This is a genomic window from Streptomyces sp. NPDC002309 (genome assembly GCF_053593375.1).
In genome coordinates, this window is sequence record NZ_JBSFCI010000046.1 from 36,748 (window position 1) to 48,120 (window position 11,373).

Sequence of the window (11,373 nt, forward strand, 5' to 3'; positions counted from 1 at the left end):
CCCGACGACCGGAACGGACGCCCATGACCACGCTCGCCGCCCGCCTCGCCCCCGTCCTGCCGGCCCGCCTCGTCGCGGCGGCCGCCCGCGCGGTCTACCCGCGCTTCGAACCCGAGCTGGCCAGGCTCACCGATCTGTGCCCGCCGGGCTGCGGCACGGCGGTGGACGTCGGCGGCTGGTACGGCCCCTGGACCCGCCGCCTGTCACGCCACGCCCGCCGGGTGGTGACGGTCGAACCGGTCCCCCACCTGGCCCGACTGCTCACGGCGACCGCCCCGCCCAACGTCCGGGTGGTCGAGGCCGCCGCGTCGGACCGCCCCGGCTCGGCCCGGCTGTGGCTGCCGGCCGACGACACCGGCAGACGGGGCGTGTCCTCCCTCGTCCGGCGGGACATCCACGCCCACGCCGTCGACGTCCGCTGCGTCGCGCTGGACGATCTGAACCTCACGGACGTCGGCTTCGTCAAGATCGACGTGGACGGCAGCGAACTGGCGGTCCTGCGCGGCGCGACAGGACTGCTGACCCGCGACCGCCCGGCCCTGTTCGTCGAACTGGAGACCCGCATCCAGCCGATCTCGCCCGTCCTGACGTATGTGCGGTTGCTCGGATATGACGGCTGGGTGCTCCCCGGGGACCGGTGGGTCCCCCTCGCCGGCTTCCCCCTGGAGGCACACCAGGCAGCCACTTCGCACGTCGCCTCGCACGGGCTGGTACGGCGCGTCCTCCCTCTACACGGCCGGATCAGATATGTCAACTCCGTACTGTTCCTTCCGGACGGTCGGCGCCCGGGAAGGGGCCGCATGGGCGACGATGGTCCGCATGCCGTCCTCCGCAGAGAACCCCACTAGCTCCTTCACCCTCGTCGACTTCCAAGTGGTCCTGCTGCGCCGCATGGCCGACCACAACGCCGACCTGGTCGAGGACGCCCGCCGAGAACTGGGCGTCTCCGTCACCCGAATGCAGGACGCGAACCGGCGCTGGCAGACTCTGCTCCGCTCACCGCGCGTCCGCGCCGCCCAGAGCAGGCACCGGTCGATCCTCGGCGCACCCGAGTGGACGACCACCCGCCGCGTCGGCGACCTGGAATGCGAGGCCTGGCAGTGGCCGGTCCTGCTCTGGCCCGAGCTGCGCTTCGAGGTGCTGCTCGCGCCGGGCGGCGCGGTCTGGAACGAATGGCTGGTCCGCGCCCCCGACGCCAAGCCCGCCGAGCTGCACACGGTCGAGGACCTCTACCCGTGGTCCTGCACGGTCGACGACGCGGCCCGCGCCTTCGCGCCCGCCCGCCCCCTGGAGGGCACGGCCCCCACCCGCTGGGGCCTCTCCTTCACCGCCGACGACACCGACGGCCGCCGCCACGAGGTGACGGCGGAGTTCACCTGGGGCCTGCTCCAGCGCACGATGATCGGCGGGCGCCGGGTCCTGTGACCCCGTTCCGGGCGTGCCGGCCGTTCCTCCGGCACGCCCCGGGTCAGCCGGTCACCGACCGGCCGCCGCCAGCACCGCCTCGACGACCCGCGGCACGGACGCGCCGTGCAGCGTCAGGAACAGGTTCGGCTCGACCAGCTCCAGTTCCATCACCCGCGGCTCCCCGCCCTCCCCGTCGACCAGGTCGACACGGGCGTACAGCAGCCCGGAGGCGTCGGGCACGGCACTCAACGCCCGCTCCGCGACGGCGAGTTCGTCCCGCGTGGGCTCCCAGACCGTCAGCCCCGGATGGGCGACCTTCCGCTCGTCGTACGCCGTTCCGGGGGCCAGCACGGCGCCCTTCCGGCTGGCGTGCAGCAGACGCCCCCCGAAGAACTGCAGCGCCCGCTCCCCGCTGACGTCGATTCCCTCGACATAGGGCTGCACCATCGCGGTGAAGCCCTCGGCGTGCAGGCGCGCGAGGTGCCGTACGGCGGTCTCGCGCTGGTCGGGGGTGTAGCGGGCGGCGAACCGCGCCCCCGCCCCCGAGGTCGGCTTGACGACGAACTCGCGGTCGCCCGGCAGCTCGGCCGACTCCCCCGGTGCGACATACCGGGTCGGCACCACCGGCACGCCGGCCGCCGCCAGTTCCCCGAGGTACCGCTTGTCCGCGTTCCAGCGCACCACGTCCGCCGGATTGGCCAGCCGTGTGACCTTCCCGCAGGCCGTCACCCACTCCAGGAACTCCTCGGACCGCCAGCTGTAGTCCCAGGTCGAACGGATCAGCACGAGGTCGAACCCGCCCCACTCGACCCCGTCCCGGTCCCACTCCACGGCGAGCGCGTCGGCCCCCGCCTCCCGCAACGCCGCCACCAGCACCGGCAGGTCCGGGTCGGCGGCGACCTCGGGACCCGGACGACAGGTGGCCAGGGCTATCCGCACCACGGCGCGCTCCCTCCTCGTACGTACGGACGCGGCCGGCGGACACGTTTCCGCAGCCGGTCGCCCGCAGGCTAACAACCACCGGCCCCGACCGCGGCTGCGGACACCGGTCGTGAGGTTTCCTCCGGCAGCCGATGGTGTACGGAAAAATCGTGGTGGTCGCGGTCCCCGCGGTGGTGCGGCCGGTGAGCGGGACGACCGGCCGCACCACCGCGACGGCCGACCCGCGCCGAACCCGCGCCGACCATGACCGACGCATAACCTCCGACACGACCGACGACCGACGACCGACGACCGACGACCAAGGAGTACGCCGCGTGTCCCCACTCTTCCCGGCCCTCGACCGAGGACCGGCCGAGCAGCCCGCCCTGACCTTCGGCGACCGCTCCCTGACGTACGCGCGACTGGCCGCCGCGTCCGGTGCCGTCGCCGAACGGATCGGCACCGCCGGCCGCGTGGCGGTCTGGGCGACCCCTGACCTGGAGACCGCCGTCGCCACCGTCGGCGCCCTGGCCGCCCAGGTGGCCGCGGTGCCGCTGAACCCGAGGTCCGGTGAGAAGGAACTCGGGCACATCCTGGCCGACAGCGCCCCGGACGCCGTGCTCACCGCGCCCGGCGTCGAACTCCCCGCCGCGCTCGCGGGCCTGCCGCGCGTCGACGTCGACGTCGAGGCGTCCGGCACCGCCCCGGCGGACGACGCGGACGACACCGCGCCCGCCCTGGTCGTCTACACCTCCGGCACCACCGGCCCGCCGAAGGGCGCCGTGATCCCGCGCCGCGCGATCACCTCGACCCTCGACGCGCTCGCCGACGCCTGGCGGTGGACCGGCGACGACGTGCTGGTGCACGGGCTGCCGCTGTTCCATGTGCACGGACTGGTCCTCGGAGTCCTCGGCCCGCTCCGGCGCGGCGGCTCCGTCCGCCACCTCGGCCGGTTCAGCCCCGAGGGCGTCGCCCGGGAGCTGGGTGCCGGCGCGACCATGCTCTTCGGCGTCCCGACGATGTACCACCGCATCGCCGAGGCGCTCCCCACCGACCCCGGGCTGGTCAAGGCACTGGCCGGGGCGCGCCTGCTGGTCTCCGGCTCGGCCGCGCTGCCCGTGCACGACCACGAGCGGATCGCCGCCGCCACCGGCCGCCGGGTCGTCGAGCGGTACGGCATGACCGAGACGCTGATGAACACGGCCGTCCGCGCGGACGGCGAGGCCCGCGCGGGCACCGTCGGCGTCCCGCTGCGGGGCGTGGAGCTGCGGCTGGTGGAGGACGACGGGACACCCCTCGGCGCGTACGACGGCGAGAGCGTGGGCGAGATCCAGGTGCGCGGCCCGAACGTGTTCACCGAGTACCTCAACCGTCCCGACGCCACCGCCGCCGCCTTCACCGCCGACGGCTGGTTCCGCACCGGCGACATGGCGGTGCGCGACCCCGACGGCTATGTGCGCATCGTCGGCCGCAAGGCCACCGACCTGATCAAGAGCGGCGGTTACAAGATCGGGGCCGGTGAGATCGAAAACGCGCTCCTGGAGCACCCGGGGGTGCGGGAGGCCGCCGTCACCGGGGAGCCCGATGCCGACCTCGGGGAGCGGATCGTCGCCTGGGTCGTCCCGGCCGACCCCGAATCCCCGCCCGGCGTCGAGGAACTGGCCGATCATGTCGCCCGCCGGCTCGCCCCGCACAAGCGGCCACGGGTCGTCCACCACCTCGACGCGCTTCCGCGCAACGACATGGGGAAGATCATGAAGCGGTCCCTGGGCACCCATGACTGAGCGCCCCTCCGCCCGGGCGGCCCTGGCCCTCGTCACCGGCGACTTCACCGAACTCCCCTGCCCGGTCCGGCCGTCCGGACCCGACGGCCCCCTGACCTGGCGGGGTTACGACGCCTCTCGCGCCCGCGCGGTCGAGCGCACCGGAGAGGAGGAGTCCGTCGTCTGCGGCACCGCCCGCGTCGAGGGCACCCCGGCGGTGCTGATCGCCTTCGAGTTCGGCTTCCTCGGCGGCTCGCTCGGCGAACGCACCGGCGACAGGCTGGAGGCGGCGCACACCCATGCCCGCGCCCACCGGCTGCCGGTCGTCGCGCTGATCGCCACCGGCGGCAGCCGTATGCAGGAGGGCATGGTCGCGCTCTCCCAACTCCAGCGCGTGGCCCGCCAGTCGGTGCTCACCCGTGAGGCCGGGCTGCCACAGCTCGCCGTCCTGCGCGACCCCACCACGGGCGGCGGCTGGGCCACCCTGGGCGCGGGCGCCGACGTGATCCTCGCGCTGCCCGGCGCCCAGGTCGGCTTCGCGGGCTCCCGGGTCCGCCCGGCCGACGCGGACCCGACGGCGTACACGGCCGAGGCCCAGGTGGCGGCGGGCGCCGCCGACGCCGTCGTGGACCCGGGGGAGCTGCGGCCGACGCTCGGACGCTGGCTCCGGTTGCTGACCTCCTCGTCCACCGCACCGGCGCCGCCGCCCCTCCCCCTGGGCGAGACCGCTCTGCCCGCGTCCGGGTGGGAGGCGGTCCTGCGCGCCCGCTCGCCGAAGCGCCCGCGCGCGCGGAGCTACCTCGACGCCTACTTCACCGACCGGGTCGCGATCAGCGGCGACCGCTGCGGCGGCACCGACGAGGGGATGCTGTGCGGCTTCGGCGTCCACGAGGGCCGCACGGTCGCCTACGCCGCCCAGACCGGGACGGCGACCCGCCCCGCCGGTTACCGCACCGCGGCCCGGCTGATCCGGCTCGCGGACCGGCTCGGCATCCCGGTGCTGACCCTGGTGGACACCCCGGGCGCCGCGAACGACGCGGAAGCGGAGCGGCAGGGCGCGGGAGCGGCGATCGCCGACGTGTTCGACGCGGTGGCCGCCGCCCGTACGCCGGTCACGACCCTGGTGATAGGTGAGGGCGGCTCGGGCGGCGCGCTCGCCCTGGCCGCCCCGGGCAGCACCTGGGCCACTCCCGACAGCTATTTCTCCGTCATAGCTCCCGAGCCCGCCGCCGCGATCCTGAAGCGGCCGCCGGAAGAGGTGGAGTCGACGGCCGGTCAACTCCGCCTCAGACCGCAGGACCTGGTGGATCTGGGCATGGCACGGACGAGCGAGCAGGACTGACGGTCCGGCCTGCCCCACGGTCCGGCCGGTCCGACGGTCAGGGCACGGCGACGGCGCCGCCTCCCCTTCCCGAGGGCGGCGGTGCCGCCCGCGTCAAGCCTGTCGGGCGCGCCGCCCCGCAGGTCCACCCGTACGGCGGCACCCCGCCCGGCCCCCTCCAGAAGGCGGCGCCCGTCCGACCCCCCGCACGATGCAGAAGAGGGCCCGCCGACCGGCGGCACCTCGGCTCGTACGCCCGGGAGGACCGCCATGACCGCCAGTCTGGAACAGCTGCGGCGCTGCCACTTCGCCGTCGACCTGGGGGCGGCACGGACGCGGGTGTACGTCAGGGGCGCCGGTCTCGTCGTGGACCAGCCGTCGGCCGCCGCCGTCAACACCCGCAACGGGGCGCTGATCGCGGTCGGCGAACTGGCCGAGCAGATGACGGGCCGTACACCGGACTACATCCGGGTCGTACGGCCGGTCTCCGGCGGCACGGTGGTCGACATCGAGATGGCCCAGCGAATGCTCCGTCATCTGCTCGGCGACAAGATGCGCCGGCACCTGCGCCGCAAGCCCCGGCTGCGGGCGGCCGCCTGCACCCCGCACGACGCCGATCCGCTCGCCCAGCGCGCGACCATCGAGACCCTCGTGGGCCTCGGGGCCCGGCGCGTCGAGCTGGTCGACACGCTGATCGCCGCCGCCGTCGGCTGCGGCCTCCCGGTCGAGCAGCCCGAGGCGACGATGGTCCTGGTGTGCGGGGCCGCCGCCACCCAGGTCGCGGTGCTCTCCCTCGGCTCGATCGTCACCGCCGTGCGCATCCCGGTCGGCGGCGAGGCGGTGGACCACGCGATCGTGCAGCACCTGCGGCACGAGCACGAACTGGTGCTGCCGAGCCAGTCGGTACGGCCCCTGCAGATCGCGCTCTCCGGCAACGGCCTCACCCCGCAGGGCCCGGCCTCCACGGAGATCCACGGACGCGACGTCGCCACCGGCCTCGCCCGCAGCGTGCGCATCGACACCGCCGCCGTGCGGGACGCCATCCAGACGCCGCTGACCGCCGTGCTGGACGGCATCGGCAAGGTGCTGCGGGACTGCCCGCCGGACCTGGTGGCCGACCTCGCCGACCGGGGGATCATGATGGTCGGCGGCAGCGCCCTGCTCCCCGGCTTCGACCAGATGCTGCGGCAGGCCACCGGCATGCCGGTGCACATCGCCGAGCGGCCCGACGTGTGCGCGGTCCAGGGCCTCGGGACCATGCTGGAGGGCCGGATCGAACCGCTGGAGCTGGACCCGCTGGGCAACTGAGCCGGCTCGCGGGCCCGGCGGACGGACCCGCCGGCGCCGCGCGAACCAGCGGCGCACCGTCGTCCCGCCCCCGCCGGTGTGCACCGGCACGCGTTCGGCGACCATGTTCACCAGCAGCAGCCCCCGCGCCCGGTCCCGGGTGGCCGGGCGGCACCCCGCCCCCGCGCCGGTCCCGGGTGGCCGGGCGGCACCCCGTCGGCGGGTCCGGTCCGTCAGCCGTCCCTCGTCGCACACCCCGCACACTCCGTGCCGTCCCCGGCGCACAGCCGCGGCACTCCCGAACCGCCGCCGTGCGCACCGCTGTCGGTGGCCGGATGGATCCACACCCCCCGGACGGCCCGGGGGTGTAGGGAGCCGCCGCCCGGGAAGGCGCACGGTCAGCACCGGGGCGGCGGGAGGGGCCACACGACATCGGGAAACACCGGAAGACATCGGGAACGTGAGGAGCGGGGGGGGCGGAAGTGACCTCGTACCAGGACGTCGAGGCCGTCCACGGCTCCGGGGACCACGGAGGCGGTGACATGACCCCAGTGGCACCACACTCGCCCGCGAAGCGGTCGCAGCCCCTCACCATCGAGGGGCGCGCGGACGGCACCGGCCGGGCCGTGCTCCGCGCGCGGGGTGAGATCGTCCACGGGTGCGACGGCATCCTGGCCGAGGCGCTGGCCGGACTGCCCGCGCGCACCGGCCGGGTGGTGCTGGACATGGCCGGCGTGATCTTCATGGACACGGCGGGGCGGCAGTTCCTGGACACCCTGCGCGACCACGGGGACCGGCACCTGATCCCGGTCTCCGCCGTCAACTGGCACGGCCAGCCACGCCGCGTCCTGGAGCTGATCGGCTTGGACACCTCCGACCCCCTGCGCCCCGTGGACCCGAACCCCCCGGGCCCGCCCACGCCCGCCGCGCCGCCGCCCTTCCCCGTGTCGCTGGAGCGCGCGCAGCAGCTCCACGAACTTCGCGAGGAGATCGAGCACCTGCGCCGTGCCATCGCCTCGCGTCCCGTGATCGACCAGGCCCGCGGCATCCTCATGGCCACCCACTCCTGCACCTCCGACGAGGCGTGGCACATCCTGCGGGAGGCCTCCCAGCTGTCCAACACCAAACTCCACACGGTGGCCGCGGCCCTCACCTCCGGCGCCGCGAGCAACGCCCCGCCCCCGCCCGGCGAGGTACGCGAGGCGCTGCGCCGGGCGCTGGCGCGACGGAGCGGTCCCCACCGGCCCATGCCCTAGGCGCCACCCCCACCGAACGCCCGCTCGAACCGCCGGAAGGCAACCTCCTGCCGCCACTGGAGCGCCGCTCTGAAGCTGGTGTCCAGCAGCCGACGGCAACCGGCCCCGGGTGCGGGGCCCCCGGGCCGTTCGCCCCGGCAGGCGGTCACCTGCCGGTACCCGTCCCGCGCGGGACTGCCGCTCCACAGACTGCCGCCCGGCAGGAAGGCGTACTCCAGGGAGGCCCGCGCCAGGTCCTTGAGTTCCGGGTACGACAGCCCGTGGGTCTCGGCGGCGTGGCGGTACTCGGCGCTGATGTCGGTCCGGCTGACCCCGGGGTCGTCGGTGGCGAGCACGACGGGCACGCCGTGGCGCCGGTAGACGTCGAACGGATGCTCCGCGCCTGTCACGCCGAGGATCTGGGCGTTGCTGGTGAACGGCACCTCGACGGCGATCTCGCGGGCGGCCATGGTGCGCACCGTGCGCCGCCAGTCGTGTTCGTGGACCAGATCGACCCCGTGGCCGATCCGCTCGGCACCGGCGACGTGCACGGCCTCCCGGACGTGGAACGCCAGCTCCTGGGGCTTGACCGGACCCGGCACCAGCTCGCCGGCGTGCAGGGGGAGGCGCGCGCCGGGGTGGACGCCGCGCAGGTGTCTCAGCATGCGCATGTGGAGGCGGTAGTCGCGCAGGGCGACCTCCCCGTCCTCGGGCTGGACGAGGTTGACCCCGAGGAACCGCGCGTCGCGTTCGGCAAGCCGCATGCCGAGGGCGATCTGGGTGAACACGCGCTCCGGTGAACCGTTGCGCCCCACATGGGAGATGAAGCGGACGGGCAGCGCGCAGGCGGGCCGCGCACGGGTGCTGCCGCAGCGGGCGGCGGTACGGAACTCGGCGTCCGCGGCGTCCGCCTCCTCGCGTGCCTCAGCCACCAGCCCGTCCAGCCTGCCTCCGTCGGTGAGCCTGCGGTGCAGCCGCGCGAGGTCGGCGTCCCAGCCGACCTCGTCGGCGAGCCGCTCGGCGGCGGCGGGAACCGGCGTGACCATGGTCTCCAGGTAGAACTGGTGCTGCGCCGCCGCGTCGTCCGCGACCTCGGCGAGCAGCCGGCCGCGGTGCGGCTCGCTCACCGCCGCGAACTTGCCGAAGGTGGCGAAGAAGTGGTCGTGGGCGTTCCCGCCGGGCGGGAAGTCGTGCAGGGACCACGCGCGCAGGATCGCCTCGTGGAAGGCACGGTCGGTACGGGCGTCGACGGCGGGCCGCGTCCCGGGGCCGCAGGGCGGGGCGACGGCGGTGGTCGTCGCGGTATCGACGCACAGCCCGTCCTCGGCGGCCAGCTCGATCAGATGCTCCGTGGAGGCCGCGCCGGAGAGGTGGTTGTGCAGGTCCGCGCCCTTGGGAAGCCGGCGGAAGAAGTCGGCCAGGAGCCGGGGTTCGTCCCGGACGGCGTCGAGATACGCGTCCGTACCCCGCTCCGCCGCGGTCACCGGCCGCGGCGGGGACGCCGCCCGGGCGGGCACGGGCGTGAGCAGGGCGGAGGACGTCAGCAGCGCCAGGGCCAGAGCGCGCACGTTCGCAACGGTCACGCCCGCATCATCGTCAGGCGAACGCCCGGAGACCCGTGGCCCGGTCGGCCCGAGCAAAACGACCACCCTCGTGGGCGAGGCGACGACGGGGGCCGGGTCGGCTGAAGCGTCATCGGTGCCCTCGTGGCCCCGCGTCCGCCGGACCCCGGTGCGGGCAGCCGGCGGACGGAGAACCGTCGGCCGGGCCCGTCAGCGCGTGGAGGAGGGCCGCTCCAGCAGTTCGGCGGGCAGGGCCCCGCTGGCGCCGATGACCTCGATGCCCAGCAGCCGCCCGGACGCGTCCACGTCGAGGAACCCCTCGGCCTCCGCGCCGACCCCGTCGACGGGGATCTGCCGGACCGCGGCTCCCTCCGCGATGTGCGCGACGAGGGACGTACGCGGTGTCGTTCTCGCGGTCGTACTCGATGTGCGTGATTCGCCTCTCGGGGAACGGGCTCAGTCGCGGCCGACGGACACGACGTTTCCGGCCTTGTCGACCACAACCGCTCCAAGGTGCACGTCAGTACGCTCTTGAGATCCATTCGTCCCCGGCGTGAACACCGGGACTTTCTGCCAGGGTCCCGGTAAGGACACACCACCGGGCGGAGGAACGCGAGATGAGCGATGAGGTCGAACGGAGCGGCAGGCCGGTCCCGGTCCAGTACCACCAGTTCCACATCAGCGACGAGGACAACCCGACCGGCCCCGAACTGAGCTACAAACACAATGGACTCGTGCAGGTCATGGACGGCGTCATCATCGTCCTGACCGGCATCCACACCGGCGACGTGAAAGTCGGTGTCACGCTCCACGAGACCGAACCCGCGCCGGACGGCGGAGACTGGCAGGAGGTCGTGGAGATCTCGGCGCGCTCCGCGTCGGGCGATCTCATGGTCCGCGGCCTGATGGACGACCTGGACGAAGAACTCCCCGTCCTGTCCTTCACCGGCCCCGGCGACTACCGACTGCGTGTTCACGCCCTTGGCCGTGACATCGCAGTCGACCTTGCTCCCGATGAGGTGACCGAGTGGTACCTCGTCCAAGCGTGGCCGGCACCCACCGCAGCGGTGACGGTGCTTCGCCAGAGTGACGGCCATGGGGCGTCACTACGGTCCCGCTGAGCAGTTCAGCAACCTCCCCGCATTCCGCCAACGGCCGCCTGCGTGGCCACTGGTGTGACCTATGGTTCGCCTCATGGCACTCACGGACATCACCGCTTCAGCCGTCATACAGGCCATCGAGGAATGCGACAGACGGGGACGCGACGCCTTCCTCGAGAAGCACGGCTTCGGGCGCGCTCGTCGCTATCTCCTGCAGCACGACGGCAGGTTCTACGACTCCAAGGCGATCGTGGGCGTCGCCCACGGCTATCTGGCCGGACAGGACGAACTGGAGTCCGGTGAGTTCTCCGGAGGCGAGGGCCACGCGGTCTCGCTGCTTCGCCAACTGGGCTTCACCGTGGTCGACGAGGCAACGACCGAAGCCTGACGCGACCGGACGCCGCTCGCAGTAGTCGGCTCGTCTGCCCCAGCACTGCTGGAACCGGTCGAACACCTCCTCCGGCAGATACTGGGGGCGGCCGGCTCCGGCCGCCCCGCAGCGTGGTCTTCTGTGGCCGGTACGGGGTGTTCGGGGGCGTTCGGCATGGAACGGGCCCGGACGCACCATGTCGTCCGGGCCCGCGGGCAGCGGGCAGCGGGCAGCGGGCAGCGGCGGAGGCCGACTCAGAACATGCCCTTGTAACCCCGCCAGCCGGTGGCGATCTTCGTACGGCCGCCGAAAGATCCCTTTCCGTTGCCGTTGTTGCGCCACACGTTTCCGGAGGTGTCACGGGAGACGATGTCCGCCTTCCCGTCCCCGGTGATGTCACCGACGCC

General features: G+C 74.0%; 11 protein-coding genes. 8 read left to right on the forward strand and 3 right to left on the reverse strand.

Annotated features, from left to right (window positions below; genetic code table 11):
* Positions 1-23 precede the first annotated feature (23 nt).
* Complete coding sequence (locus ACWCPM_RS29650; RefSeq protein ID WP_450979333.1) at positions 24-848, forward strand: FkbM family methyltransferase; 825 nt, start codon at positions 24-26, stop codon at positions 846-848.
* Positions 811-1,425, forward strand: coding sequence for a hypothetical protein (locus tag ACWCPM_RS29655; protein ID WP_450979334.1), 615 nt, complete (start codon positions 811-813; stop codon positions 1,423-1,425). The genes ACWCPM_RS29650 and ACWCPM_RS29655 overlap by 38 nt, the downstream gene beginning before the upstream one ends.
* A 51-nt stretch (positions 1,426-1,476) precedes the next feature.
* On the opposite strand, the gene ACWCPM_RS29660 is transcribed toward ACWCPM_RS29655, so the two are convergent.
* Entirely contained in the window at positions 1,477-2,349 is an 873-nt protein-coding gene (locus ACWCPM_RS29660) for an ATP-grasp domain-containing protein (protein WP_450979335.1), read from the reverse strand.
* A 314-nt stretch (positions 2,350-2,663) separates the two neighbouring features.
* Between ACWCPM_RS29660 and ACWCPM_RS29665 the strand changes: the two genes are divergently transcribed.
* The 4 genes from ACWCPM_RS29665 to ACWCPM_RS29680 all read left to right on the forward strand — a co-directional run bounded on the left by ACWCPM_RS29665 (position 2,664) and on the right by ACWCPM_RS29680 (position 7,955).
* Positions 2,664-4,112: an acyl-CoA synthetase gene (locus ACWCPM_RS29665; protein ID WP_450979336.1), complete on the forward strand. Its 1,449-nt coding sequence runs from the start codon at positions 2,664-2,666 to the stop codon at positions 4,110-4,112.
* A complete protein-coding gene (locus tag ACWCPM_RS29670) occupies positions 4,105-5,433 on the forward strand; it encodes a carboxyl transferase domain-containing protein (protein ID WP_450979337.1) in 1,329 nt (442 codons plus the stop codon). The genes ACWCPM_RS29665 and ACWCPM_RS29670 overlap by 8 nt, the downstream gene beginning before the upstream one ends.
* Before the next feature lie 249 nt (positions 5,434-5,682).
* Complete coding sequence (locus ACWCPM_RS29675; RefSeq protein WP_450979338.1) at positions 5,683-6,720, forward strand: rod shape-determining protein; 1,038 nt, start codon at positions 5,683-5,685, stop codon at positions 6,718-6,720.
* A 521-nt stretch (positions 6,721-7,241) separates the two neighbouring features.
* Positions 7,242-7,955 (forward strand): ANTAR domain-containing protein, encoded by a 714-nt coding sequence (locus tag ACWCPM_RS29680; RefSeq protein ID WP_450979343.1) that lies wholly within the window; start codon positions 7,242-7,244, stop codon positions 7,953-7,955.
* Here the strand turns inward: ACWCPM_RS29680 and ACWCPM_RS29685 are convergent.
* Complete coding sequence (locus ACWCPM_RS29685) at positions 7,952-9,517, reverse strand: adenosine deaminase family protein (protein WP_450979339.1); 1,566 nt, start codon at positions 9,515-9,517, stop codon at positions 7,952-7,954. The genes ACWCPM_RS29680 and ACWCPM_RS29685 overlap by 4 nt on opposite strands.
* 596 nt (positions 9,518-10,113) lie before the next feature.
* Between ACWCPM_RS29685 and ACWCPM_RS29690 the strand changes: the two genes are divergently transcribed.
* A complete protein-coding gene (locus tag ACWCPM_RS29690) occupies positions 10,114-10,617 on the forward strand; it encodes a hypothetical protein (RefSeq protein WP_450979340.1) in 504 nt (167 codons plus the stop codon).
* A gap of 73 nt (positions 10,618-10,690) precedes the next feature.
* Complete coding sequence (locus ACWCPM_RS29695; protein WP_450979341.1) at positions 10,691-10,984, forward strand: hypothetical protein; 294 nt, start codon at positions 10,691-10,693, stop codon at positions 10,982-10,984.
* 236 nt (positions 10,985-11,220) lie between these two features.
* Here the strand turns inward: ACWCPM_RS29695 and ACWCPM_RS29700 are convergent, their stop codons facing one another.
* Positions 11,221-11,361 carry an FG-GAP repeat domain-containing protein gene (locus ACWCPM_RS29700; protein ID WP_450979344.1) on the reverse strand — a complete coding sequence of 47 codons (141 nt, stop codon included), beginning with the start codon at positions 11,359-11,361 and terminating at the stop codon, positions 11,221-11,223.
* Positions 11,362-11,373 lie beyond the last annotated feature (12 nt).

Bases quoted from the DNA above. Each gene is read 5' to 3' on its own strand.
- ACWCPM_RS29650 (WP_450979333.1), top strand. From the start codon at position 24: ATGACCACGCTCGCCGCCCGCCTCGCCCCCGTCCTGCCGGCCCGCCTC.
- ACWCPM_RS29655 (WP_450979334.1), top strand. From the start codon at position 811: ATGGTCCGCATGCCGTCCTCCGCAGAGAACCCCACTAGCTCCTTCACC.
- ACWCPM_RS29670 (WP_450979337.1), top strand. From the start codon at position 4,105: ATGACTGAGCGCCCCTCCGCCCGGGCGGCCCTGGCCCTCGTCACCGGC.
- ACWCPM_RS29675 (WP_450979338.1), top strand. From the start codon at position 5,683: ATGACCGCCAGTCTGGAACAGCTGCGGCGCTGCCACTTCGCCGTCGAC.
- ACWCPM_RS29680 (WP_450979343.1), top strand. From the start codon at position 7,242: ATGACCCCAGTGGCACCACACTCGCCCGCGAAGCGGTCGCAGCCCCTC.
- ACWCPM_RS29690 (WP_450979340.1), top strand. From the start codon at position 10,114: ATGAGCGATGAGGTCGAACGGAGCGGCAGGCCGGTCCCGGTCCAGTAC.
- ACWCPM_RS29695 (WP_450979341.1), top strand. From the start codon at position 10,691: ATGGCACTCACGGACATCACCGCTTCAGCCGTCATACAGGCCATCGAG.